Consider the following 24,385-nt stretch of genomic DNA (forward strand, 5'->3'; position numbering starts at 1 on the left):
CGAATAACGCAATCGCAATCCCGTGCAAGACGGGATTAGCGGTTGCGGAAGGTGATGCGGCCTTTGGTGAGATCATAGGGTGTCATTTCTACCCTGACTTTGTCACCCGTCAGGATACGGATGTAGTGTTTACGCATTTTGCCGGAAATATGGGCGGTCACAATGTGGCCATTTTCCAGTTCGACGCGAAACATCGTGTTGGGCAGGGTGTCGATGACCTTGCCATCCATTTCAATTTGATCTTCTTTTGCCATTGGGTTTACCTAGAAATTAAAACCGGCATGATAACATAAATGCGCTATCGTGACCGTGTCTTTTTTAGGTGATGGCATCAGTCTTATCGTTAGTGTGTTTGCTCAGGCCCGTGACGAAAACTTGCCGGTTTCGGTGTTGACCTTGATCATTTCGCCGGTTTCGATGTATTCGGGTACCTGAACTTCCAGGCCGGTAGTCAGCTTGGCGGGTTTGGTGCGGTTGGTGGCGCTGGCGCCTTTCATCGCAGGCGGGGTTTCCACGACTTGCAGCGTGATCGTGGTTGGCAGTTGTATGCCCAAGGCCGCATCGTCCATCAGCAGCATGATGATACCGTCCAGTCCGTCTGTTAAATAATCGGTTTGACCTTCCAGATCTTCGGCTGACAAACTGTATTGCTCGTAGGTTTCGGTGTTCATGAAGTAATAGGTGTCGCCGTCCTGATACGAATACTGCACGTTGCAGCGTGAGCAATCGGCGGCTTTCAGCATGTCGTCGCTTTTGAATGTTTCATCCAGCTTTTGCCGGGTTTTCATGTGAGTAAAACGGATTTTGTATAACGTGGTGGCGCCGCGCGAAGTCGGGTTGCGCACTTCTATGGTTTTTACCACATACGGTTCGCCGTTGATTTCGATGGCGGTTCCTTGCTTCAATTCATTGGCTTTTGGCACTGGATGATCCTCTTAAATTAAACGAGTGTTTCAAGAAATGGGTTGCCACTGCTGGTCTATCAAGCCTTCCAGCGGTTGGTATTGAATTTTATAACGCATTTTACGACAGTCCTTGATCCAAAATCCCAGATAAACGTAATCCAAGCCCAATTTTTGCGCGGCATCTATTTGCCATAGCACAGCGAACACGCCGGGGCTGAAAGCGTCAAACGCGGGGTCGAAAAAGGTGTAAACAGCCGACAGGGCATTTTCCAGCGCATCGACCACGGCGACCGCCGCCAGTTGTCCTTCGATCAAAAATTCCACGAACCAGGTATCGCTCCAGTTACTGCTCAAAAAATGCAGGTAATCCTCGCGGCTGATGTCGTTTGCTGAATTTTTGTCGTGGCGTGCCAGTTGGTATTGGCGGTATAAATCAAAGTGCCGCTCGTTGAATTCCGGAGGTTTGACGACGACTTCGGTATTCGCATTGCGACGCAGGCAGCGGCGTTGTTTGCGATCCGGTTTGAAGCTTTTTACCGGTACTCGCGTGGGTACGCAGGCCTGGCAGCCCTTGCAATGGGGCTTGTAAACTTGATCGCCGCTCCGGCGGAAGCCTTGCGCTATCAATTGGCTATAAATCACGTCATCTAACGTAAAATCGGGATGAACGACCGCCGATTGCGACAAGCGATCATCAAGGTAGCTGCAAGGGTGCTCAGCGGTGAGCCATAGCGGGACTGAAATCATGGCTGCCAAGCTGCGGGCGTGGGTGATTGTGGGCAAAGCTGGTTCAATAATTCGGCAAACTGCTGGCGCGGAATTTCCTCGGCACCCAGGCTAAACAAATGTTCGCTACTGACTTGGCAGTCTATCAATTGATAGCCCCAGGCGCTTAATTGTGCCACTAGCGCTACGAAGGCTACCTTGGAGGCATCGGTGACTCGATGAAACATGGATTCGCCGAAAAATACCCGACCGATGCCGATGCCATACAAACCGCCGACCAATTGTCCATGCTGCCAGGCCTCGAAGCTATGGGCGATACCGAGGGCGTGTAGTTGGCAATAAGCGTTTTTCATATCCTGGGTAATCCATGTGCCGCCTTGAGCATGGCGTGGCGTGGAACAGGCTTCAATGACGTCGGCGAAGGCGCTGTCGAAGCGAATCTCGAAACGCTGTTTGCGCAGGGTTTTGGTCAAACTGCGCGAGACATAGAGATGTTCGGGAAACAACACCGAGCGTGGGTCGGGTGACCACCACAAAATCGGTTCGCCGGGATTGAACCAGGGGAAGATGCCGGAGCGATAAGCATTGACAATGCGCCGGGGTGACAAACACCCGCCAACGGCGATCAGGCCATTGGGTTCGTCAAGGGCTTGTTCGAGAGGCGGGAAATCCTGATCGGCTCTGAGCGGATCGAGAACGGCGAGTTGCATCGGATGTTCGCGGAAATGGCGTTAGGCCATTTCCGCCATGACTCACGCGGTCAATTCATCCAGGAATTTTTCCGCGTCCAGCGCCGCCATGCAGCCGGCGCCGGCCGAGGTGATGGCTTGCTTGTAGTGAGAGTCCATCACGTCGCCGGCCGCGAAAACGCCCGGTATGCTGGTGGCGGTAGCGTTGCCTTGAATACCGCTTTTGACGACGATATAACCGTGCTGCATTTCCAGTTGACCGGCGAAAATGTCGGTGTTCGGCGTGTGGCCTATGGCAATGAAAACGCCATGTACGTCGATGTCTTTGCTGGAGCCGTCCTGAGTGTTTTTGATCCGAACGCCGGTGACGCCCATCTCGTCACCCAACACTTCGTCCAGGGTGTGATTCCATTCGATGCGGACGTTGCCGGATTTGGATTTTTCGATCAATTTGTCGGACAGAATCTTCTCCGAGCGGAATTTATCCCGTCTGTGTACGACGATCACTTCCGAGGCGATATTGGCCAGATACAGCGCTTCTTCGACTGCGGTATTGCCGCCGCCGATCACCGCCACCGGTTTGTTGCGATAGAAAAAACCGTCGCAGGTAGCGCAGGCCGATACACCTTTGCCTTTGAACGCTTCTTCCGACGGCAAGCCGAGATATTTGGCCGAAGCGCCCGTCGCGATGATCAACGCGTCGCAGGTGTAAACGCCGCTGTCGCCGGTCAGCGTGAAGGGGCGTTTCGACAAATCGGCGGTATGAATATGATCGAAAATTACCTCCGTATTGAAGCGCTCGGCATGGCGCAGCATTCTGTCCATTAGTTCCGGGCCTTGCACGCCGTCCACGTCGCCGGGCCAGTTATCGACCTCGGTTGTCGTGGTCAATTGGCCGCCTTGTTGCATGCCGGTAATCATGACCGGATTCAGGTTGGCGCGAGCAGCATACACGGCCGCGGTGTAACCGGCGGGGCCGGAGCCTAAAATCAAGAGTTTGCAATGTTTTGCGGCAGCCATCGTGGCGTTCTCCAGGTGTTGAATTGAGATTGCAAAATTATACGGGGAATCGACAACCGTTAAAACCGTACCGTTTTTAAGCTTGACGGCACGAGGCGGTTCGGGCGGGCGGTTACTGCTGATTGTAAAGTCTTGACATCTTTACAGGAGGAGCATGACCTCGAAACGTAAATGGTTGTGGCGAGCCTGGCGGGAGCGCTCAACGGTATGAGCCGGCTTCGCGGCGCAAATCTTGCAGTTGTCGTTCGTGATAGTAAAGATCATCGCGCAAGCGTTCCCGTTTTCTGTCCAATTCCCTGAGGTCTTGCCGAATTCTGGCTCGTTCTTTATCGGACAATTTTTTGTCGTAAAGATCGCGTTCCCTGCTGGCGAGTTCGCCATCGAGCCTTTCGAGGTCGGCGCGGTCTTGATGCACCGCAAGGGCGGCAGAATGGTAATGGGCGAATATCCCATCGATGGAGGGTGGACAGACATGCCGGTATTGTTCGCCGTTCAATCCAGTTTTGAACGCGTTATCGAACTGACAGTAATCCCGCAGCCCTTGTTCGCGGCCGGCGAAATAAGCGTCGTTATTGACTGCAATACCATATTCGAAACAGGCTTTATGGTGCTCATCGAGACGATCAATGGCTTGGCCTGTACGGCCGTCGTTCATGCCCAGGCCAAACCAGTCACCACGTAAGCATTCTTCTTGGCTCAGCGTGGCGCAACCCGTAAAGGCGAAAACGCCGAGCCATCCGAGTAAGCGTCGCAAGTCCATTCGCAATAGTTGAATTATGCCTTCAGCGCAACCGTCTCGACGCGATCGGATGAAGCAATGGTTATTTTGTCTTCCTGAGCCAGCCAGCCAATACTGCGTTGAACAATTTTTTCTTCTTCGGTCAGCGCAGCAACCAGTTTGCTGACGGGAGTTTCTCCATGTTCGGACAAGTAATGCCAGATACTGCCGGCAGTCAAACCCACGCGTTCGGCCATCGTCAATTCTGGTGTCGATGCAGCGTTCTTTTTCGCCGGCGTGGATTTGGAAGCGGTTTTTTGGGGGGCTGTTTCCGTAACCGCGCTTGCTTTCACTGGCTCTTGCTGCGCTTGGGGGGCTACTGTTTTCGCCTTTTTTTCAGCAGGCTGAGCCGTAGCGGTTTTTTTAGGCGTGGTCTTGGTGGCTTTGGGCGCGGCGGGCTGTTCGGTTTTGGTCGCCGACGTGGTTTTTTCAGTAGTGACTTGTGGTTTTTTCATAATTAGGCCATCGATAACAAGGGATATGAGGAGCAGTATAATATGTTCTTGGCTAAATCAGTCCACACACGTGACATTTTTCGTAGGCGCCGCCGCAAAATTCCATCCGGCAGGGCTTACGGGACTGGGGCGGCCACGTGAGGATGTCGGCGGCAAACTCCCTTGGCAGGGTTTATGACCTGCCTCGCCCGGGTGTATTCCAGTCCGCGCAAAAGCAAAACCGGAAGACGTTTTTGCTTGAATCCTAACAGATTGGATTATTCTTGTGGAGTTGTCGCGCCATGATTTTCCAAGTCGGCTTAAAAAGCCAGCGCAGCATTCAAGCCAATTCTAGCCCGCGATCAGTACCAGCCATTTTCTATAAGCCCAGCCAGACTGACAGGGGCCTTTATAGGATTGTCTTTTAGGTAAAGGCGAAGCGACGCCGCAATCCTGCTTCGGATCGCCATAAACAATCCCAATCCAGTCGCCACGTTTGTCGCAAAAGTACACGCGATTCCCGTTGTACAAGCGATCAATCATGGGGAACTTGCCGCCAGGGCCGGCGCGAACAGCCAGGAATCCGTCGCCGCGCGGGTTGAGGCCGCGTACCTCGCCGACCCCACCGCAGGCGTCCAGTTCGGCTTCGCCGCCAACCATTACGGGAACGGACTCATCCGCATGCACGGCTGCAGCTTCGAAACTCAAGGCGAGTGTCAGAAATAAGCCGCAAGCAATCCAGCGTAGCCTCGTCATGCCGTTATGCTCATTTCTGATGGAATTGACGGGCGCAAGGTGTTCGGAATGATCTCTGTCCACGCCGAAGTTCGAGGCATGGAACCCATCGTGGGAATACAGACGATGATTTCCTGATTTAAGCTTCATTCGTGGACAAGCCCTCGTTTCTTTTTTTGCTGACCGCGCTGCTTGTTAGTGAGGCGGCGGTGTTGGGCCAGCGCGCGCAGCGAAACCGATCCCTGCTTAGCCAGGTAAGGCATACCTGGTCGGATTGGTTTCCGCCGAGTATTTGGTACGCGCTTTGGTCTTCGCCGACGTAAAAACCAACATGACCTTTCCCGCTTGACAACGATTCCCGCCAGAATACCATCACCGCGCCAAGGCGAGGGTGGGTGTCGTGGCCAAATCGCTCCCATTGGCGGGCACCGAGGGGATTCCCGGGCAATACCTCGGCGGGTAGGGTAGAACCGACACAATGCGCGACGAACAATCCGCACCAGGGGACATCGTCGCCCCGGTAATGTATGTCGAGGTTCGCTGCCCAATCCAGGATGATGGGGTTGCTCCTTGGTCCTAAAATTTCCTTGGTGCCTATCAGATGCTTTGCCTCTTCAAACCAGGGTAGCAACGGGCCGGCGTCGGTGGGTGTCGACTGTGTCCCCGCGAACAGGGCTGCCGTGGTTTGGGGACCAACTATACCGTCGATTTCAAGACCTTGCTGCTGTTGGAATCGCTTGACGGCGGCGATTGTGTTACGCCCCCAGATACCATCGATTACACCAGGATCAAACCCTTTCTCCTTCAAGACTTGCTGGATGCGTTGGATTGCTTGAATACTCATGCTGACCTCCTCAAGAATGAAACGACGGCAACGTTTTCAATGTCGCCGACGGGATCGCAGCCACGACGCCGTGGCGATCTAACAAGGTTGATCGTCCTCGTGAACGGGCGATAAACCGAATTTCACAAACAAAATACTACAACGGTATTGGCTGGTAAGGCGACGCCGATGGAGTGATTGAAGCCATGCAGGGGGCCGCCGTCGGCGAAAACCGATCCGCCGTTGCCCTGGCGCCAGGGATTGACCCAGTGGTCGTAAACGTCGCTGTTGAATGCTTCAAACCAACGGCCGTAACGGGGAACGCCAAGTTGGTAATGGTGCCAGGTATATTCATTGAGATTGACAACGACCAATACATCGCGGCCTTCGCCGGGTATCCAGCGGTGAAACGCCAAAACCCGGTTGAGATCATGCACATGACTGACGCGAAAACCATCGGCCCGTAAAGCAGGTAAGTCGTTACGCAAGCGGATCAGGTCGCGCATGCAGCGGTGAAAGTCGATCATGTGCTTGTCGTTGCCTTCCACGCCAGCCCAGTAAAGTCGCAGGTTTGAGAGGTCGGAAACATTGTCCGACCAGGGTTTGTCTTCCAAGAACTCTTGCCCCATGAACAGAAGGGGAATGCCGGGGGCGGTCAACAAAATGCCGGCGGCGACCCGCGAGCGGCTGCGGGCATACCAGGAGCGGGCGTCGCTACGGTCCGCCAAACGGGCGATGCGCGGCTTGCGCCCTTCTAAAACTTCGTCATGGGTTTCCAGATTCTGCATGAATTTCCAGGATTGACCGAAACCTGCCGGCCACAGCGCGCAAGCGATAGCGCTCATGTCGACGTTGGCGGACGCTCCCGCGCTGGCTTGCTCCAAAGCGCGCCTGACGGCATCGCGCAAGGCATCGTGGTAGCAGGTGTCGAAACCGGCGCCGCCTTGGTGTTTGGCGTTGACGATGGGGGGATTGACGTTCCAATGCTCGGCGTTTTGCCAGCAACTCGGGTCGAGGGCGTGGCAGGTGTCGTTGAGATCCTGCAGAAAACGCCAGCCGGTGCCGTGATTGGCATCAAGCAGAACGCTGACCTGGTCGTGACGTAGGCCGTCGACATGGTATTCCTCTATCAGGAATTTGGCGTTGTCTATCAGGAATTGGCGAACCTCCTGTTTCCATAGCGCAAAGCACAAACCACCGGCATGGCCTATATCGCTGAAATACAAGCTATCGTTGTTGTTACCCTGGTTTTGGCGGTCGAAAAAATACAGGCTTTCGTCATGGAAGTCGCCGCCGGCATGGTTGTAGACCACGTCGAAAATCACGGCTAGTCCATGCAAATGGGCCAGGTCGACCAGGCAGCGCAGTTGGTTGGAGGCGCCATCGAGTGCCTCGGCGGTAAGTGGCGGCTTGCCTTTGGTTGCGAGCAAGGCATTGATCGCGGGCAGGCGTTGGGCGATTTCGTCGGCAGAGCATTCGTAGTCGTTTTCCGGCGAGAAGTAATCGGTGCCGTTGTAACCCAAGCTGAATTGCGTTTGAAATTCGACGATGGGCAGCAGTTGCAGGGCGGTCACGCCCAGATCGCTCAGATAGGGTAGGCGATCGATGACATCGAGGAACTTTCCCGCTTGCCGTCCGCTCTCGGGTGACCAGAAGGCGCCGATATGCAATTGATAAATGATCAGATTATGAAACATCGGTGTGCGGTAGTCATAATCGTGCCACGGGTAGCTATTGGGATCGCGCAAAAGGCAATTGGGATTGGGCCAGGCCGGCTGGTTGCTCAATTCGCGGGCGTAAGGGTCGCGTTTGGGGCCTTCGTTGCCGGTACCGACGACATAGAATTTGTAGCGGGAACCGTCCTGGAAGTTCGGCCAAAAGCCTGACCAGTAGCCTTGCTCCTCGCGGTTCAGCAGATTGCTGGCGGTTGGATTCCAGCCACTGTGCTCACTGATTAGATGGACTTTCAATGCCGACGGCGCCCAGGCGCGAAAGGTGGCACCGCTACCGTCGGGCACAAGGTTGGCGCCCATCGGGGTGTTCGGGGTGATATGGTTCATGGCGGCAGGCATGGTGTAGGCCCTCCATTTTTGCGTAAGCGTGACCCGGCTACGGGATGATTATTCGGCTGACAGGCAACCGCTTTCGGTTGTGGCTTCCCAGCACTTGGTTTCCCAAAATTTGAAGCGTCGGCCGACGTCGCCATGGCCTAGCGGATTGTCCGGTTCAACCGGATTGCCGGCGCTGAAAACCTTGACCGATATGCGATCGCGGATGTCGCTTGGCGCATTGTGCAACGCGGGGAGCAGATTATCGTAACGCCCCACCGTGCGGTCGGTGCCGGTCAGCGGTTTGCTCAAGAAATTGTCTATCCACACCAGTAGCGAACCGCGCGGCGGAATATCCCACGGCATGCCCAGGCTGATTTCGCCTTCCTCGGTCTGTGGATGCAGCATGAAATGATGCAAGCCGCGCGCGTCATTTTGCTGAAGATAAGGATGAATGACCTGCTGATAATGTTGTACGGTGTCGGCGGCGGCGAGGTAGAGGATGTTTTTGATCGGCAAACGGTCGCCGAATCGCTCGATGATCTTGTTCGCGGCGATAGTACCCATGCTGTGTCCGACCAATGTAATTTCCCAGTGGGCTGTCGGGTCGGCTTGAATCTTGGTCGCCAGCATCTCAAGAAATTGGGACAAGCCGCCGTGGGCGGGCAGCTCGGCCAAGTTATGCTGGGTCGTGGCGGCAGCGGTGAGGGGCGAGGATTTTAGTTCTTGCTCGGATTCAAACAACAGCTCGGTATGGCGCAGCATCACGTCCCAGGAGCTGGTGCCAAACGCGTCGATGACGGGCGCCGTCAACAGCTTGGTGGGCCAGGTTACCAGCCACATCGCAAAATGGCCCAACAGTTCCGGGCATTCTCGCGCATCATCGCCAACGCTAATGGAAAAGGTTTGTTGCCCTGCTTGCGGCGCCATAGCGGGGCGAAGGGGAGGAACTCCTTGCCAATCGAATGGACAAGGCCAGGGGGCCCGACCAAAGCGAACCTGATTGTCTATGCAGTTGGCCAAGTCGTCGGGCTGCTGGTAACGACAGATCAATTCCTTGCTGACTTGATCGGGCAGCTCGTTGCGAGCGAGCGGAATGGTTTCGATGTCGTTCATGACCAGACTGCCGAACACCAAGGGCCAACGTAACAAGGCGCGGCCAAGGTCAACCGTCAATACGACAGGCCAGGTTAGCACGCCCAAAGTGGCATTGGCTTCGCCTTGGCGCAGCCAGAACAGGTGTTCGGCGTAACTCGAGATCAAGGATGACTTCCAGTTGACGAACAGAGGGTAATAACCGGCATTTTTGATCAAATCGACGCGGGATCTGTGTTCGCCACCTGCATCGTCAAAAGGTTCAACCAGACGCTCCACGCTATCGAGCTGGGTATTAAGGCCGCCGTGGATGAACATCATGACTTTCCTGGTATCCTTGCCGGCATGAAAACGATCCATCGCGTCGCTTATTTTACGCAAATGTTGCTTATATTCCGCGTCACTCTCTTCGGGGTAAGGCAGGAACGTCGTATGCATGTGAGCCGGCGCATCCTGTTGCGTCGCATCGATCGGGGCAACAGGGCCGATATTGCCGGTCGGATTGACCGGCTGGCCGAGGCTGTCGAACATCACCACGTGTTCGGCAGGGACTTTTAGTGTGGTGCATCCCGTTAGCCATAACGCCAGCAGCAATCCCAAGCATAATTGTAATCGGCTGTTCATCTTGGCGCCCCCTCTAATAAACGATTTCAGGCGATCAATTTCGCCACCTTTTCGGCTATTGCGATGGCCTGGGCGCCACGATGAACCACTACGGCAATATTGGTCAGTTTTTTCTTTTCCGCTTTGAGGTCCAGGGTGATTTTTTCCAGGGCGGCTTTGGAGTTGTCCAGTTCCTGACTGCCGTGCTCGGCGCGTTCGTCGTCTATCGCGCGCCACCACTTGGTCAGTGCCTTGATTTGATTGTTGATAGCCGAGCGGTCGATGGCATCGGTGACTTTTTCCCGAATGGCGCCTAGATCGGCGATGATGGTGGCCAGGTCATCCAGTATGTTTTCTGGGGTGATGGTCATGGCGGAATCCTCCAGAGTAGATGTTTCGGTTCATTCAACCCAGCGATAAACTTGTGCGGAATTGGCGTGGCTCACGGCTCAACAGGCCCATGATTAACTGCCTGTAAGCCCCGTCTGCAAGCTCCTGTTGGCTGAATCAATGATTTGCCTGTTAGCGATTTGCGCTGAAGTCAGTAATTTACTTGAGCAAGCGTTTGGCGCTGGACAGCAAGGACCTCGCGTCGTTGACGAAATGTCTGACGCTGTCGACGTTGTCTTTTAATTCCGGATTTTGCATGGCCTTATGGGCCTTTAAACAACTCTCCGCGGTGCGATTCAGATTGGCCAAAAATTGTCGGTTGGGTAATTCTGCAACCAATTCCGACAATTCATCTTCAACCAGGTGGCCGGCGGCTATGGAAAGGGCGGCCTTGCTGGCGGGCGTGGTGGCGGCACTTTGGTAGTCGCTGCGGAAAGCATTGAACCATTCTTCCCGCGTGGCTTTGGCGCTGATTCTGGCTATTTCGATGCGTTTTTGCTGTTGTTTGATGTCTTTTTGCAAGATATTGACGATAGCCGCTACCGAATCCTGTGCTTGTTTGGCCTTGTTATGTAGGATGTCTCGGGTTTTCAAATCGACATAAATTTTGGCAACGCCGGAAATGGCTTGCGCCAATGCAGATTCATCGGTATCGGCCGCCAGTTCGAGGGTATTGGCGATCTGGCCCAGGTTGGTGCTGAGTTCCTTGGCGGTATTTTCGATATGTTCGTCATCGTCGAATGCTGCTATGTCATTCAGGCTTTGGGCATACTGAGCCAGGGCGTCTACCGCGGCACGGTTGCGACGGTTTTCGGCGAGCAGGTTTTTCCCGCGTGTCGCGCATTCGAAGGGTGGTAGCCGGCTATCATCCTGATTGCTGCATTCGGAGTTTTCGCCGGTTGCGTCAAGATCGACGTTGAGCATGGCCAGCTTGCGATCGGTTTCCAGCGACATGTCATAAAACTTGCCAGCCGCCTCCGACAACGCATGGGCGCCATGGGCGAATTGTCCCACGGCTTCCTGGTTGGCACAGCCCTGCAATAGGGTGCTGCAGCAAAAAATAACCGCTAGACGACTGCGTAAATATGTTCTCGGCATAGCTATCTCTATTCAAAGGATTAAGCGCAGACAACGAATCACTTTGAATGTAGGTTAATTTTGTGAGATGTCAAGCAAAAACAAAAATTTACGCTGAAAGTTATTGACTTCGCAGATTCCGTCAGTCCAAAAACATGGTGGAGCGGTGTGCGGATGGCAACAGCTAAAGCTTTTTCATTCCGGAACTGGTCAGGATTGAATCGCTTTAACTATTGCCAGGGCAATGCCAGCCGGGCGGCGTTTTTTTGAGTGGCATTGGCCGGATGCACAGTCCCGCGATCAAGCCAATAGCACCATCAATCCGCCCGCCATGCCGGCGAATTGAAACAGCAGGAACTTGATCTTTTGCAGCAAACTGAATCCGATCCAGGTGTCGACCGCCTTGTTTTTCAGGGTACAGCCCAATGAGTTTAGATAGGCTTTAAAGCGCTGGATCATATACGGCAAGCGCAGCCATAACAGATATAGCGCCAAAAAAGCCATTGCGGACAAGAAATAAAACACCGTCATTTGGGCATAAAATTTTTCCCATCCCAACGCGTGTACCACCATTTCTTCCAGCACAAACGACACACTTTCATAGAACGTGTGCAATACAAAGACTAATTTATGCCAAAGCAATTCGGGCATTATCAGCCAACTGATGATCAAACCGGTCAAGATGAGCTTCTTCGCCAATTTCATGGGATTAGCTGATGATTTTGGCAACGATTTTTTCATGGTTGTTTCCTCCTTAATCAGTCAGTAAATCTTTGGTTTCAATGGGCATGCCCAGCACGGCTTGGTAGTCGGCATGGGCCTTGAACAAGCTACTGGCAGCTTCCGCGGCCTGCAACGTGGCGTCGCCGGTTGCGATTTCGCGCAGATTGACGAATAACAACGTGGTTTCGCCCAGTTCAAACCGCGTTCTTTCGCCATCCTCCAGTTGTTGCGCGGCCTGTTTTTGCTGGCTGCTCAGCGCCACGCGCTGACGGGTCGCTTTTAGCGCGGACAGCGTGTCCTTGACTTCCGCCGCTACGCGATCTTCAGTGCCTCGCCGCTCCCATTTCAGGCGTTGCAGATTGGCGGCGGCGACTTGGGCGCGACCGCCGGCTACGCGCTGTTGCAGCGGCATATCGACATTCAAGCCCACATAAAGTTCGTCGCGATTGGGCTTGTTAGGGCTATAACCAAAGTCCTTGGCCCCCATCACTTGCAGGTCCACCGCCGGATTGCGCTGGTTCTCCTGCAAAGCCAACTCCGTTTCGGTTTGCTGGCTTTGTAGTTCCAGGCGTTTCAGTTCCGGCCGTTGCGAGCGTGCGGTGACAAAAGCATGGTCGAAATCGAGTTCTATGGGGGGTTCCTGTCCGGGAAAACCCTCGGGTAATAGTTCGGGGGTGGGCAGTTGCGGTTGTCCCTCTGCATCGCGCCAGTACAATGACAATTGAATCGCACTTTGTTCCAGCATGCGTTGCGCGGCGACCCGGCGTTCACGGCGCTCGATGATCGCGCGTTGGTTGTCGAGCGCTTCGAACTCCGGGATGTCGCCGGCCGCAACACGCTGCAAAATGCCGTCGTTGCGTTGTTCCGCCACCTGCAGCAAGTGTTCTGCGGTACGCAAACGCAGGCCGGCCAGCACCCAGTCCCAGTAACGATGACTGGCTTGTCGGCGCACTTCCAACAGGTTTTGATCGAACTCGTGACTGGCGATCAATTTGCCCAATTCCGCCTGTTGCAGGCTGGCACGGCGGCGGTCGATCTCGCGGTTGCGCCATAAGGGTATGTTGACGCCAATCCGCGCTTCGCCATCGTCCGCGGTGACACTCTTGCCTTCGTAAACCGGATAGTCTCCCGTACCACGCCGCCAGCCGCCGAAGAACGTGGTACCCCAAAAGGAGGTCGGCTGCTCGATCGAAACATCATAATTATTGTTTTCGTACAAGCCTGCCACCGACCAGCGGTTTTGCGATTTCAACAAGGTGTCGAAGCCGCCCTCGGCCGTTTGCAACTCGCCGGCGGCCACTTGTTTGCGCTGTTCGGCGGCCAGCAGGCCCGGAAAGGCGCGTAACGCGGCGTCGAGCACTTCGTTCAGCGCCAAGGGCGGCGGAGCGGGAGGCGCCTCGGCGCCCACCAAACCAGGCAACATTATTAGCACTATCACCAAGATCAGCTTGTTCATGAGTCCTTCTTCTCGCTGCTATCGGACTTTTTGCCATCGTCCTTGCCGCTGTCCTTGACTTCCGGTTCCGGCAATACCAGCGGCGGGAAGCCGTTGAAGATTCGCCATAGCTCGTAGCCCAATGTCACTTGACCCAACAGTACCCAGCCGTTGACGCGCACACCCTGGCGCAAGAAGCGGGTATCCGGCCAGGGAATGTCGTTCGGGTCGGGCACGATCAGGATGCGAAAATGCCCTTTACCATCATCGGTGGCGTCAATCAGCGAGACGCGGCCGCCAAACGAACCCACCGAAAACTCGGGCCAGCCGCCGAATTGAATCGCCGGATAACCTTCGAACTGCAGTCGGACGTGGCTGCCGGTAACGATCAACGGCAGGTCGTTGCCATCCATCCACAATTCCACCGCACGCTGGTCGGTGTCGGGCACCAAAATCGCCAAGGCTTGCCCCGATTTGACCTGTTCCGCGTTGGGGTTGGCCAGCAGCCTCAATACCGTGCCATCGCGCGGCGCGGTGATGGTTTGGGTTTGCTGGCGGGCCAGACGGGTTTCAACTTTCAATAAATCCGCACGCACATAATTTTGGTCTTCGATGGCCTTGTTCAAATCGGCGCGGGATTTTTCGATGCTGGCCGCGGTATCGGCGGTCAATTTTTGCAAGTCGGCACTCAGGGCGTCGACTTCGCTCTTGGCCGCTGCCAGGCTCGCCTGGGCCCGGTCGCTGTCGGCGCTGCGTTGCGCGATTTCCAATTGTGCCAGTTCCAAGGTGCGGCGGGATGCCAAGCCTTTTTCCTGCAGGGTTTGTTGCCGATTCAAGTTCAGCGACGACGTCATGCGGGCGGCGCGGGCGGCGTCCAAGGCCTGGGCGGCGGCTTTCTGCCGCTGCTTGCCCATTTCGACGCGCGATTCGGCCGCGGCCAGGGCTTGCGGCCTGGCCAGTTCCGCCATGCGTAACTGCTCGCGAAAGGTTTCAACCCGGCTATCGACCGCCGCTTGCCGGTCCAGCAAGGCCTGGCGCTCGTTGCGCAGGCGTTGCAGCAACAAGGGGTCGTTATCCAGCATTTCGGCTATGACTTCGCCGCTCTTGACCCGACTGCCCTCCCTGACCAGCCAGCGCGATACCCGGCCTTCCACCGGCGCGCCGATGATTTGCTGGCGGTCGCCGGGAATGTAAGCCACCACTCGGCCAATGCCGCGCACGTTTTGTTGCCAAGGCGTAAGCGCCAGAAAAATCAGCAGCAGCAAAAACAGTGTGATCAACGAGCGGGCAAGGCGGCGGGCAACAGGCGCGGTGATGGCGTCGCCAAGGCCATTCAACGAAGGCATGGTGAATAATTCGCCGTGTTCGTGCTTCATTCCAGATCTCCATTCTTGGTCAGTACCATGTCCAGGCGCCCTTGCCGAATGCGGGCTTGACGATTGCAACGGCTGATGACGCGCGGTTCATGGCTGACGATGATCAAGGTCCAGCTGTTATCGGCGGCAAACAATACATTGAGTAGGCGCGGTAACCAACGCTGGTCCATGCTGTCGAGCGAGCGGTCTATCAGCAACAAACGCGGGCGCGCGGCGATGGCGCGGGCCAAGGTCAAGCGCAGGCATTGCTCCGGACTCAAGGGTACGCCATGTGCGTAAAGGCGGGTATTGATGCCGTCCGCTAGCGAAGTGATGTCATCGAGCAGGCCGACTTTATCCAGGGCCGCGCGTATCTCACCCAACTCGATATTCCGGCCGGCCGCGACATTGTCGGCGATGGAGGCGTCCATGACTTCGGCATGGCGCACCAGGCTGATTTGTTCACGCAACGAGCCCAAACTCAGGTCGCGCAAATCCTGATCGTCCAGAAAAATTCGTCCACCGCTGGGTATGCGCAAACCGTACAAAGCCTCCAGCAAGGTACCGCGTTCGGCGCCGGCACTGATGGCGAGACTGTCGCCGGCAGTCAGTTGTAGATCGAGATTTTTCAACACGTCGAGCTGAAAACCTTCCGGCATGGTCAGTTGCTGGATCTCGACCTTGAAAGGGCGATGCCCTGGTTTGGTTTCACCGCCTTGCGTGGATTCTTGCGGCAGATCGATCAAGTAACCGATCTTGTCGATACTGGCGAGCAGTTCGTAAAAGTTGTCCAGCGTTTTGCCAAGCCTGGTCAGGCCGTACACCATCGCATTGACCACCAGTTCGGCGGCGATCAATTGGCCAAGACTCAACTGGCGCTCGATGACCATCCAGCCTCCCATGCCCAGCAAAGCGGTATTCGCCAGTGTATGCAATACCAAGGCCCCCAGGTTTTGTCTGGACAGAATGCGAAAATGCATCACGCAGGCATGTAGATAATCCTTGGCAATGCGTTCCGTTTGCGTGCTGATGAACGCAGCACTCATGTTGTTCTTGCCCAGTAACGGGTTGGCGGCGATGTTTTCCAGCCAGGCCGCGGCCACGTATTTGTTCCTGGACTGTTCTATTACCGTGGGGATCGCGCCCTTGCCCATCACGAACAGGATGACATACAAGGATGCGATCAAAAACAAGTCAAAGGCCAGCAGCATCGGATGATAAAAAGCCAGCAAGATCATGCCGATCAAGGTTTGCAGGACATAGCTCAAGGTTTCCAATAACAAGGTGGCCGCGCTTTTTTGCAGGGTGACCACGTCGAAGAAACGATTGGCCAATTCCGGCAGGTATTGCTGGTCGCGGCTGGCCAAGGTTGCCCGTTGCAAGCGATTGGCGGCTTCGCCGAAAAATCGCACGAACAAGCGGCGCTGCAGCATTTCGACGACATAAAATTGCAGCGCGACCAAGCCATTGCTGAATGACAGCAGTACCAGCAAAATCAAGGTTAAAACGACCAAAGGTTGCAGCAAGGCGCCGAAGGCTATGGTATTGACCAAGGCCTGAACCGCCACCGGCATGCCCAGCGACATCACACCAATGCCCATGCCATAGGCAATCAGCGTGCCGATATCTTCGCGTTCGATATGGATCAGTTGTTGTAGACGTTCCAAAGGGTGTCGTGCAGACATGTGCGTCTCCATTGCTTCTGACGAGTCAAGCTGTAAAGAGGGTAGGGTGCGACAGGCTAGAGCCCATTGCACCTCATCCAGTCGAGGTGCAATGCACCATGCTATCGCATCCTACACCATCAACCGGTATTTCTCATGCCCGCGGCGATGGCATTGATGGTGCGCAGCAGGGGTTTCATCCAGATGCTTTGACTGCTTTCGTTGTCGCTGTCTTGATTGAGCGCGCGCAGCAAGCCGGCCTGCATATAGTTCAACGGCCCGAGATAATCGTTACGGCGGCGTAAAGACGCGGCCAGTTGCGGATTTTCGGCCAACAGCCGGTCGGATTCGGCGATTTCCAGCACCCAGTCCACGCAACGCCTGTATTCTGCGGCGATCAGGCCGTGTATGCGTTTACCGACTTCCGGGTCGCTGCACAGCGCGCTGTATTCTTCGGCGATGCTCATGTCGGACTTGCTCAGGGCCATTTGCGCGTTGCTGAGCAAGTTACGGAAAAACGGCCAATCCTTATACAACTCGCGCAGCGTCCTCAGACGCTCCGGATTGCCGGCGCAATAATGCTCCAGGCTGGAACCTATGCCGTACCAAGCCGGAAAGGTTTGCCGCGACTGCGCCCAGGCAAATACCCAGGCGATGGCACGCACCGAATATTTGGAGCGGTCCTGCTTTTTGCGGTGCGACGGCCTTGAGCCGATATTGAGCTGACCGATTTCCTGCACCGGGGTGGCTTCGTAAAAATAATCCAGGAAGCCGGGCGTGTGCTCGGTCAATTGTCGGTAACTGCGTTCGCCGAGTTGCGCCAGTTCGCTCATGACTGCCAGGTTTTCGGTTCTGTCTGGTTCGACCGGTTGCACCACGCTCAGGCTGGCCTTCATCAAACCGGTGATGCCCATCGTCAGTTCGTAAATGGCGGTTTCCATGTTGTTGTAACGATAGAACAATACTTCGCCTTGCTCGGTGAACTTGATTTGGCCACGCACGGTCGCCGGTGGTTGCGCCAAAATCGCCTCGTGAGTCGGGCCGCCGCCGCGGCCGATGGTGCCGCCGCGGCCGTGGAACAAGCGGCAGGGTACGCCTTCGCTATCGGAAATCGCCATGACTTGCTGTTGCGCGGAGTACAAGCCCCAGGCCGAGGCCAGAATGCCACCGTCCTTGCAGGAATCGGAATAGCCCAGCATCACTTCCTGGCGCATGCCGGAGGCGTTTAACAAGGCCCGATAAACGGGTTGCGCCAGTAAGCCGCGCAAGACGCTGTCGATGTGGTTGAGGTCATCTATGGTTTCGAATAGCGGACTGACGCCGATGTGGCAATACCATTGCCCGCCTATGCGCCCGGCCAGGCCGTTTTGCGCGGCCAGCAGCAATACTTCCATCACGTGACTGGCGGAATGGGTCATCGAAATCACGTAACGGCTGAAGCAATCGTTGCCGATTTCGCGGCGCATTTGCGCCATGACCTGGAATACTTCCAGCGTTTCCAGCGTGGCGGCGGATAAATGGCTGGCGGCATATCCCAAGCCACCTGCGATGGCGATGGTTTCGCTCAAGACTTCCAGGCGCTTGTCTTCATCCAGCGCCAGGTAATCGATGCCCAGCGCCGAAGCCAGAATTTCCGCCACGGCCAGGCTGTGGCGGCCTGATTCCTGGCGCACGTCCAGTTGCATCAAATGAAAGCCAAACACTTCGGTCAGGCGGATCAAATCCAGCAAGTCACGGTCGGCAATGGCTCTATCGCCGTGGCTGATCAGCGATTCGCGAATGACGCACAAATCGGTATGAAAGCTTTGTATGTTGTTGTACGCCACCGCATCGGTTTGCGAGCTGTCGCCGGCGATGCGTTGATCGATCAACTCCAGGCGTTTGTGCATGCGGAATTTCATCAACGACAGCTTGTGCCGGTAAGGTTCCTGCATGCAGGTTCGCTCTATCGCAATCGCGCTTTCGCCGAGCAATTCGCGGTCGCGTTCCAGGCTTTGCAGGAAGGCGGCGGTGGGTTCACACAAGCCGTGAGAATAGGCGAGTTGTTCGCGCAAGTTGTCCAGGCGGCGCAAATATTCCTGGGCAATCGTGCGCGCTTGCAGGCGCAAGGCCAGCGCGGTGGTGTGCGGTTTTACGTTGGGGTTGCCGTCGCGGTCGCCACCAATCCAGGAGCCGAAATTCAAAAAACCGGGGATTTTGATCCGAGCCGCTGCCTCGTTGCCATAGACATCCACCAGTGCTCGGTGGAAATTGCGGTAAACCTGAGCCGTTGCCTCGAACAGCGACAACGGGAAATAAAACAAGCCGGCCTCGATTTCATCGACCACGCCCATGCTGCGCGCGCGCACTTCGTCCGTTTTCCAGAGCAATTGAATTTGGCCATGCAAGCGTTCCAGCGCTTCTTCGCGAAAATAACCCTTCACATCGGAATGGAGCAATTTTTCGTGGCTGATGAAAACGTTGCGTAATGCGCCGCGCACCGTGCGTCGCTTGGCTTCGGTCGGGTGTGCCGTCATCACCGGCAGGTAATTCAAGTCGTTCAACAAGACTTGTAATTGGACTGGCGTGACGCCGGAATCCTTGAACGCCAACAGTGTGTCGTGAAAAGATCCTCGCCAATAATGTTTGTTTTTTTCGATTTGATGACGGCGTTGTTGTAGTTGTGTCGATTCTTCGGCGATGTTGAGCAAACTGAAATACAGACTGAAAGCGCGGATGACTTCATTCATCATGTCGGCCGGCAGGCCTTGCAAGGTATTGAGCAATTGCTGGCGGCGCCCGGGACTGTGGTCGCGCTGCAATACCGTGAATTGATGCTGTAATTGCTCGACGATGGCGGCAACCTCCGGACTGGCCTGGCTTTTCAAAACCTTCCCCAGCATCAGTTTCAATAAACGAATTGCGGAGCGCAAGGCTTTGTCATCATAATCGGCGGTCGGTGACATGGTATCTCTCGGTAGTCAAAACAAGTTGTTTATAAATTACTCGTCTCTTTTAAAATAGTAAAATAGAATAAATAAACTTATTTTATCGGTTTTTACGATGTTTTGAGTCCATGGAACGTATCAATTATCAGCATTTGTATTATTTCTGGACGGTGGCCAAGCACGGCAGCATCAGCGCGGCCTGCGAGGTGCTGCATCTGGCTCAGCCCACCATCAGCGGACAATTGACGGTGTTCGAACAGTCCGTAGGTGCCAAGTTGCTGCGTAAGGAAGGACGCAAGCTTGTACTAACCGATACCGGGCGGGCGGTCTATCACTATGCCGATGAAATCTTCGCGTTGGGGCGGGAAATGACGCACATGTTGAAGGGACGCACCACCGAGCGCGGCTTGCGCTTGAATATCGGCGTCAGTGATGCGATGCCCAAGTTGATCGCATATCGCCTGATGGCGCCGTTATTGCGATTGTCCGATCCCAAGCAGATTCATTGCGTCGAGGACAAAACCGAGCGCTTGTTAACCGAGATCGGCTTGCACAGCATAGACATGATGTTGTCCGACGTGCCGGCCACGCCGGCCAGCGGCGCCAGGGTATTCAATCATTTTTTGGGTGAGTCCGCCGTGGCGATTTTTGCGGCGCCGGACTTGGCCGCGCGCTACCGACAGGATTTTCCGCGTTGCCTGAATGGCGCGCCGTTTTTGTTGCCCACTATCAATACCGCGCTGCGGCGCTCTCTGGACCAATGGTTTGATGACAAGCAGCTGAGTCCTACGATACAAGCCGAGGTGGAAGACAGTGGTTTATTGAAAACCTTCGGCGCGGCCGGGGTGGGGCTGTTCTTTTCGCCGCGAGCCGTTGCCAGTGAAATCCAGCGCCAATACGGCACTGAAATGTTGGGGCCGGCCGAGGGGGTGTTTGAGCGCTTTTATGCCATTACCGCGCAAAGGCGCTTGAAACATCCGCTAGTGACGGCGATTTTGGATAACGCACGGCAAGGTTTGCTGGATTTGTTGGATAGGCCGGGTTGAAGGCTTTCGGCGTGTATTGCTAAATCAAAAAAGGGCCTTTCGGCCCTTTCTTTTGCAAGATAGTGAATTAGTGCTTATTCGCTATCGGCGTCTTTCATGCTCAAACGCACGCGGCCTTGACGGTCTATTTCCAGGACCTTGACCCGGACCACGTCGCCTTCGGACAGTTTGTCGCTGACTTTCTCGACTCGTTCTTCCGAGATTTGAGAAATGTGCACCAAGCCGTCCTTGCCGGGCAGGATCGTGACGAACGCGCCAAAGTCCATTAACCGCACCACCTTGCCTTCGTAGGTTCTGCCCACTTCGACTTCGGCGGTGATTTCTTCGATCATGCGTTTGGCTTCTTCGCCGGCCGCCTTGTCGACGGAAGCGATATTGACCACGCCGTCGTCGCTCAGGTCGATGCTGGCGCCGGTTTGTTCGGTAATCGCGCGGATCGTCACGCCGCCTTTGCCGATCACTTCGCGGATCTTGGCAGGGTCTATTTTGAAGGAGATGATGCGTGGTGCGAAGTCGGACATCTGTTCACGCGAGCTGGACAGGGCCTTGTTCATTTCACCCAAGATATGCAGGCGACCGTGTTTGGCTTGCTCCAGCGCGACTTTCATGATTTCGGGCGTGATGCCGTCGATCTTGATGTCCATTTGCAATGCGGTGACGCCGTTTTCGGAGCCGGCGACCTTGAAATCCATGTCGCCCAGGTGATCTTCATCGCCCAGAATGTCGGACAACACCGCGAACTGATCGCCTTCCTTGATCAAGCCCATCGCGATACCGGCGACAGGGGCTTTCAACGGTACGCCGGCGTCCATCAAGGCCAAGCTGCTCCCGCAGACCGAAGCCATCGAGCTGGAGCCGTTGGATTCGGTGATTTCGGAAACCACGCGCAATACATATGGGAATTCGCCCATGTTGGGCAATACCGCTTGTACGCCGCGCTTAGCCAGACGGCCGTGGCCGATTTCACGGCGTTTCGGCGAGCCGGTGCGGCCGGTTTCGCCAACGCTGAACGGCGGGAAGTTGTAGTGAAACAGGAAGGTGTCTTTATATTCGCCCGCCAGTGCGTCGATGATTTGTGCATCGCGTTCGGTGCCCAACGTCGCGACGACCAGGGCCTGGGTTTCGCCGCGAGTGAACAGGGCGGAACCGTGGGTGCGAGGTAACACGCCGGTGCGAATGCTGATCGGGCGCACGGTGGTCAAATCGCGACCGTCGATACGTTTGCGGTCGTTCAGGATCGCGCCGCGGACGATGTTGTATTCGAGCAATTCGATGGCGTTGCGGACGTCGGCTTCGGCGAATTGATCTTCTGCGGTCAGTTTTTCAACCACCGAGGCGCGGATGGCACTCAGGGTATCCTGACGAACCAGTTTTTCGGCAATCTGGTAGGCCGCGGTGATGCTGGCTTGGGCTTCGGCGGCGACAGCGGCTTTCAAGGCTTCGTTGTCGGCGGGAGGCGTCCAGGCCATCGGCGGTGTGGCGACTTCGGCGGCAAATTCGTTGATCGCGTTAATCGCAACCTGCATTTGCTCGTGGCCGAACAATACCGCGCCCAGCATGACGTCTTCAGGCAGCAAATCGGCTTCCGATTCCACCATCAGTACGGCCTTGTGCGTGCCGGCAACCATCAGGCGCAAACGCGATTCCTTGATCTGCGGCAAGGTTGGGTTCAGCACATATTGGTCGTTGATGTAACCCACGCAAGCCGCGCCCAAGGGGCCCATGAACGGTAGACCGGAAACGGCCAGCGCGGCGGAGGCGCCGAGGATGGCCGGAACTTCGGTGTCGATTTCCGGATTCAACGAAATGACGGTCGCGATGATTTGGACTTCGTTGGTGAAGCCTTCGGGAAACAATGGGCGGATGGGGCGGTCGATCAGGCGCGAGATCAGGGTTTCGTTCTCACTGGGACGGCCTTCGCGTTTGAAAAAACCGCCGGGAATTTTGCCCGCGGCAAAGGCTTTTTCTTGATAGTCCACAGTCAATGGGAAAAAATCGCCGCCGCTGCCTTCTTTTTTGCCGACCACGGTGACCAGCAAGGTGGTGCCTTCAATGTCGATGATTACCGCGCCATTGGCTTGGCGGGCAATTTCACCGGTTTCTAACGTGACGAGACGATCGCCGTACTGAAATTGTTTCCTGATAGGATTCACTATGAGGTTCCTTTGTTTAAAGGTTGTGCTTAAAATCTTGCGATAAATAGAAACGGCACATGAAGTGCCGTTTCTTTGCATATATTACTTACGGATACCTAAGCGTTCGATTAAAGAACGATAGCGGGCTATGTCGGTATCTTTCAGATAATCCAGCAATTTGCGGCGTTGGTTGACCATGCGCAACAAACCACGACGAGAGTGATTGTCTTTTTTATGCGCGGCAAAATGCGGAGTCAGTTGGTTGATGTTGGCTGTCAATAAAGCAACTTGTACTTCAGTGGAACCGGTGTCGGATTCCGACAAACGGTATTCTTCGACGACTGCTTTTTTTTGTTCTGCGGTTAATGCCATTCTTAATCCCTATCGATTAATAAAAGTGAATAAAAACCATCCATCGATGGCGAGTAAACATCGCCCCCACAATAGGGTGCAGGAGCGGATGAATCTTTTCCTGAGCAATCAAGAGACTTGATTGCTCAGGTTGAATAATTTTTTGGGAGCTAGTCTATCATTCAAAAGGATTTCTCCCAACCCCAAAAAGGTTTGTTCGCGATATAGACGTACCGAGCCGGGCGCATATCCGCTGATGCGGATTTGTTGGCCGTGATTGATGCTAGCCGCCTGTTGTTCGGACAATGAAATAGCCGGTATCTCGGCGAGCGGCGCATCGACCGCAATCAAGCAAGCCAGCAATTCCGTCTCGGACATTTCCTTCAATTGATCAAAGGTATGGGCTTGTTCGATATGAAACATGCCGGCGGCGGTGCGGCGCAAGGCCGTCACGGTCGCGCAGCTGCCCAGCGCATGACCGATGTCTTCGGCCAGCGAGCGAATGTAAGTGCCTTTGGAGCAAGTCACATCCAGGGTAATGCTGTCGTGGTCGAAACCGAGCAAGGTCAAATCATGAATCGTAATGCGCCGGGCCTGTCTTTCGACTGTTTTGCCTTCCCGCGCCAGTTCATAGAGTTTTTTGCCCTGATGCTTCAAGGCCGAATACATCGGTGGCACTTGCTCGATTTCGCCTTTGAAACGATACAAGCAAGCCAACAAGTCGGCTTCGGAAAATGCCGGCACCGGCATTTCGCGTATGACCTGACCTTCGCTGTCGCCGGTATCGGTCATTACGCCGAGGCGAAACGTGACTTGATAACGTTTGTCGTCGTCCAGCATCAAGGCGGAAACCTTGGTCGCTTCGCCGAAACATAAGGGCAACAAGCCGGTGGCCAGGGGATCTAGACTACCGGTATGGCCGGCCTTGTTGGCATTCAGCAGATGCCTGACTTCCTGCAAAGCCTTGTTGGACGACACACCCAGACGTTTGTCGAGCAGCACGATGCCATGCACATCGCGCCCGGACTTGCGTTTTGCCATCAATCGTCCTGCTGCGGTTTTTCGCTAGCGTCGTGCTCGATCACTTCATGCAACAATTCGGAGACGCGCATGCCGGTATCAAAGGAGCTATCGTAGTAGAAGTGCAATTCCGAGATATGCCTTAAACGCATGCGTTTGGCCAACTCATGGCGGATGAAAGGCGCCATCTCGGTCAACGCTTCGATATTGGCTCGTTTGCCGGCTTCATCCGCATTCAGCACGGTGACGTAGATTTTTGCCATGGCCAGGTCCTTGGATAACACCACCTCGTTGACGGTGATGAAACCCAGGCGCGGATCGTGGACCTCCCTTTGCAATATCGTCGCCAGCTCTTTTTGCATTTCGGAGGCCACGCGCTGGCTACGGCCAAATTCTCTCGCCATGG

General features: G+C 55.2%; 23 protein-coding genes. 1 reads left to right on the top strand and 22 read right to left on the bottom strand.

Annotated elements, in window-relative coordinates:
* Window positions 1–35: 35 nt before the first annotated feature.
* The 18 genes from infA to ppc form a co-directional block, all read right to left on the bottom strand.
* The gene (infA, locus tag NM686_RS09510; RefSeq protein ID WP_013819653.1) at window positions 36–254 is read right to left on the bottom strand and encodes a translation initiation factor IF-1; all 219 of its coding nucleotides are present in this window, start codon (window positions 252–254) and stop codon (window positions 36–38) included.
* 102 nt (window positions 255–356) lie between these two features.
* Complete coding sequence (gene efpL, locus NM686_RS09515) at window positions 357–923, bottom strand: elongation factor P-like protein EfpL (RefSeq protein WP_255187643.1); 567 nt, start codon at window positions 921–923, stop codon at window positions 357–359.
* Between the two features lie 30 nt (window positions 924–953).
* Entirely contained in the window at window positions 954–1,652 is a 699-nt protein-coding gene (locus tag NM686_RS09520; RefSeq protein WP_255187644.1) for an arginyltransferase, read from the bottom strand.
* The gene (aat, locus tag NM686_RS09525) at window positions 1,649–2,341 is read right to left on the bottom strand and encodes a leucyl/phenylalanyl-tRNA--protein transferase (RefSeq protein ID WP_255187645.1); all 693 of its coding nucleotides are present in this window, start codon (window positions 2,339–2,341) and stop codon (window positions 1,649–1,651) included. The genes NM686_RS09520 and aat overlap by 4 nt, the downstream gene beginning before the upstream one ends.
* A 42-nt stretch (window positions 2,342–2,383) precedes the next feature.
* Window positions 2,384–3,340: a thioredoxin-disulfide reductase gene (gene trxB, locus NM686_RS09530; RefSeq protein WP_255187646.1), complete on the bottom strand. Its 957-nt coding sequence runs from the start codon at window positions 3,338–3,340 to the stop codon at window positions 2,384–2,386.
* A gap of 199 nt (window positions 3,341–3,539) precedes the next feature.
* Entirely contained in the window at window positions 3,540–4,094 is a 555-nt protein-coding gene (locus NM686_RS09535; protein ID WP_269022788.1) for a DUF2799 domain-containing protein, read from the bottom strand.
* 20 nt (window positions 4,095–4,114) lie between these two features.
* The gene (locus tag NM686_RS09540; protein ID WP_255187648.1) at window positions 4,115–4,573 is read right to left on the bottom strand and encodes a winged helix-turn-helix domain-containing protein; all 459 of its coding nucleotides are present in this window, start codon (window positions 4,571–4,573) and stop codon (window positions 4,115–4,117) included.
* Window positions 4,574–4,903: 330 nt separating this feature from the next.
* Window positions 4,904–5,437 carry an SH3 domain-containing protein gene (locus NM686_RS09545; protein ID WP_255187649.1) on the bottom strand — a complete coding sequence of 178 codons (534 nt, stop codon included), beginning with the start codon at window positions 5,435–5,437 and terminating at the stop codon, window positions 4,904–4,906.
* Window positions 5,427–6,131, bottom strand: a complete 705-nt coding sequence (locus NM686_RS09550) for an NlpC/P60 family protein (protein WP_255187650.1) — start codon at window positions 6,129–6,131, stop codon at window positions 5,427–5,429. Before NM686_RS09550 ends, NM686_RS09545 begins: the two co-directional genes overlap by 11 nt.
* 122 nt (window positions 6,132–6,253) lie before the next feature.
* Window positions 6,254–8,182, bottom strand: coding sequence for an alpha amylase C-terminal domain-containing protein (locus tag NM686_RS09555; RefSeq protein WP_255187651.1), 1,929 nt, complete (start codon window positions 8,180–8,182; stop codon window positions 6,254–6,256).
* A gap of 48 nt (window positions 8,183–8,230) precedes the next feature.
* Window positions 8,231–9,877, bottom strand: a complete 1,647-nt coding sequence (locus NM686_RS09560) for a hypothetical protein (protein WP_255187652.1) — start codon at window positions 9,875–9,877, stop codon at window positions 8,231–8,233.
* A 26-nt stretch (window positions 9,878–9,903) separates the two neighbouring features.
* Window positions 9,904–10,227 (bottom strand): hypothetical protein, encoded by a 324-nt coding sequence (locus NM686_RS09565; RefSeq protein WP_255187653.1) that lies wholly within the window; start codon window positions 10,225–10,227, stop codon window positions 9,904–9,906.
* 178 nt (window positions 10,228–10,405) lie between these two features.
* Window positions 10,406–11,344 carry a hypothetical protein gene (locus NM686_RS09570; RefSeq protein WP_269022791.1) on the bottom strand — a complete coding sequence of 313 codons (939 nt, stop codon included), beginning with the start codon at window positions 11,342–11,344 and terminating at the stop codon, window positions 10,406–10,408.
* A gap of 279 nt (window positions 11,345–11,623) precedes the next feature.
* Window positions 11,624–12,064, bottom strand: coding sequence for a hypothetical protein (locus tag NM686_RS09575; protein WP_255187655.1), 441 nt, complete (start codon window positions 12,062–12,064; stop codon window positions 11,624–11,626).
* Between the two features lie 13 nt (window positions 12,065–12,077).
* Window positions 12,078–13,502 (bottom strand): TolC family protein, encoded by a 1,425-nt coding sequence (locus NM686_RS09580; RefSeq protein ID WP_255187656.1) that lies wholly within the window; start codon window positions 13,500–13,502, stop codon window positions 12,078–12,080.
* The gene (locus NM686_RS09585) at window positions 13,499–14,857 is read right to left on the bottom strand and encodes an HlyD family secretion protein (protein ID WP_255187657.1); all 1,359 of its coding nucleotides are present in this window, start codon (window positions 14,855–14,857) and stop codon (window positions 13,499–13,501) included. Before NM686_RS09585 ends, NM686_RS09580 begins: the two co-directional genes overlap by 4 nt.
* Window positions 14,854–16,521: an ATP-binding cassette domain-containing protein gene (locus tag NM686_RS09590; RefSeq protein ID WP_255187658.1), complete on the bottom strand. Its 1,668-nt coding sequence runs from the start codon at window positions 16,519–16,521 to the stop codon at window positions 14,854–14,856. Before NM686_RS09590 ends, NM686_RS09585 begins: the two co-directional genes overlap by 4 nt.
* Window positions 16,522–16,640: 119 nt before the next feature.
* The gene (gene ppc, locus NM686_RS09595; protein ID WP_255187659.1) at window positions 16,641–19,445 is read right to left on the bottom strand and encodes a phosphoenolpyruvate carboxylase; all 2,805 of its coding nucleotides are present in this window, start codon (window positions 19,443–19,445) and stop codon (window positions 16,641–16,643) included.
* Between the two features lie 110 nt (window positions 19,446–19,555).
* Between ppc and nhaR the strand changes: the two genes are divergently transcribed.
* Window positions 19,556–20,473 (top strand): transcriptional activator NhaR, encoded by a 918-nt coding sequence (gene nhaR / locus NM686_RS09600; protein WP_255187660.1) that lies wholly within the window; start codon window positions 19,556–19,558, stop codon window positions 20,471–20,473.
* Between the two features lie 74 nt (window positions 20,474–20,547).
* Here the strand turns inward: nhaR and pnp are convergent, their stop codons facing one another.
* The 4 genes from pnp to rbfA all read right to left on the bottom strand — a co-directional run bounded on the left by pnp (window position 20,548) and on the right by rbfA (window position 24,383).
* Entirely contained in the window at window positions 20,548–22,626 is a 2,079-nt protein-coding gene (pnp, locus tag NM686_RS09605; RefSeq protein ID WP_269022797.1) for a polyribonucleotide nucleotidyltransferase, read from the bottom strand.
* A gap of 84 nt (window positions 22,627–22,710) precedes the next feature.
* On the bottom strand, window positions 22,711–22,980 hold the full coding sequence (gene rpsO / locus NM686_RS09610; RefSeq protein ID WP_255187661.1) for a 30S ribosomal protein S15: 270 nt from the start codon (window positions 22,978–22,980) through the stop codon (window positions 22,711–22,713).
* A 108-nt stretch (window positions 22,981–23,088) separates the two neighbouring features.
* Entirely contained in the window at window positions 23,089–24,000 is a 912-nt protein-coding gene (truB, locus tag NM686_RS09615; protein WP_255187662.1) for a tRNA pseudouridine(55) synthase TruB, read from the bottom strand.
* Window positions 24,000–24,383, bottom strand: a complete 384-nt coding sequence (gene rbfA, locus NM686_RS09620) for a 30S ribosome-binding factor RbfA (RefSeq protein ID WP_255187663.1) — start codon at window positions 24,381–24,383, stop codon at window positions 24,000–24,002. Before rbfA ends, truB begins: the two co-directional genes overlap by 1 nt.
* Window positions 24,384–24,385 lie beyond the last annotated feature (2 nt).

The organism is Methylomonas rapida, from assembly GCF_024360925.2.
GTDB lineage: Bacteria > Pseudomonadota > Gammaproteobacteria > Methylococcales > Methylomonadaceae > Methylomonas > Methylomonas rapida.

Coding starts and splice junctions, on each gene's coding strand:
- infA (WP_013819653.1), bottom strand. CDS start 254: ATGGCAAAAGAAGATCAAATTGAAATGGATGGCAAGGTCATCGACACC.
- NM686_RS09520 (WP_255187644.1), bottom strand. CDS start 1,652: ATGATTTCAGTCCCGCTATGGCTCACCGCTGAGCACCCTTGCAGCTAC.
- aat (WP_255187645.1), bottom strand. CDS start 2,341: ATGCAACTCGCCGTTCTCGATCCGCTCAGAGCCGATCAGGATTTCCCG.
- trxB (WP_255187646.1), bottom strand. CDS start 3,340: ATGGCTGCCGCAAAACATTGCAAACTCTTGATTTTAGGCTCCGGCCCC.
- NM686_RS09540 (WP_255187648.1), bottom strand. CDS start 4,573: ATGAAAAAACCACAAGTCACTACTGAAAAAACCACGTCGGCGACCAAA.
- NM686_RS09545 (WP_255187649.1), bottom strand. CDS start 5,437: ATGAAGCTTAAATCAGGAAATCATCGTCTGTATTCCCACGATGGGTTC.
- NM686_RS09550 (WP_255187650.1), bottom strand. CDS start 6,131: ATGAGTATTCAAGCAATCCAACGCATCCAGCAAGTCTTGAAGGAGAAA.
- NM686_RS09555 (WP_255187651.1), bottom strand. CDS start 8,182: ATGCCTGCCGCCATGAACCATATCACCCCGAACACCCCGATGGGCGCC.
- NM686_RS09560 (WP_255187652.1), bottom strand. CDS start 9,877: ATGAACAGCCGATTACAATTATGCTTGGGATTGCTGCTGGCGTTATGG.
- NM686_RS09565 (WP_255187653.1), bottom strand. CDS start 10,227: ATGACCATCACCCCAGAAAACATACTGGATGACCTGGCCACCATCATC.
- NM686_RS09570 (WP_269022791.1), bottom strand. CDS start 11,344: ATGCCGAGAACATATTTACGCAGTCGTCTAGCGGTTATTTTTTGCTGC.
- NM686_RS09575 (WP_255187655.1), bottom strand. CDS start 12,064: ATGAAAAAATCGTTGCCAAAATCATCAGCTAATCCCATGAAATTGGCG.
- NM686_RS09580 (WP_255187656.1), bottom strand. CDS start 13,502: ATGAACAAGCTGATCTTGGTGATAGTGCTAATAATGTTGCCTGGTTTG.
- NM686_RS09585 (WP_255187657.1), bottom strand. CDS start 14,857: ATGAAGCACGAACACGGCGAATTATTCACCATGCCTTCGTTGAATGGC.
- NM686_RS09590 (WP_255187658.1), bottom strand. CDS start 16,521: ATGTCTGCACGACACCCTTTGGAACGTCTACAACAACTGATCCATATC.
- ppc (WP_255187659.1), bottom strand. CDS start 19,445: ATGTCACCGACCGCCGATTATGATGACAAAGCCTTGCGCTCCGCAATT.
- nhaR (WP_255187660.1), top strand. CDS start 19,556: ATGGAACGTATCAATTATCAGCATTTGTATTATTTCTGGACGGTGGCC.
- rpsO (WP_255187661.1), bottom strand. CDS start 22,980: ATGGCATTAACCGCAGAACAAAAAAAAGCAGTCGTCGAAGAATACCGT.
- truB (WP_255187662.1), bottom strand. CDS start 24,000: ATGGCAAAACGCAAGTCCGGGCGCGATGTGCATGGCATCGTGCTGCTC.
- rbfA (WP_255187663.1), bottom strand. CDS start 24,383: ATGGCGAGAGAATTTGGCCGTAGCCAGCGCGTGGCCTCCGAAATGCAA.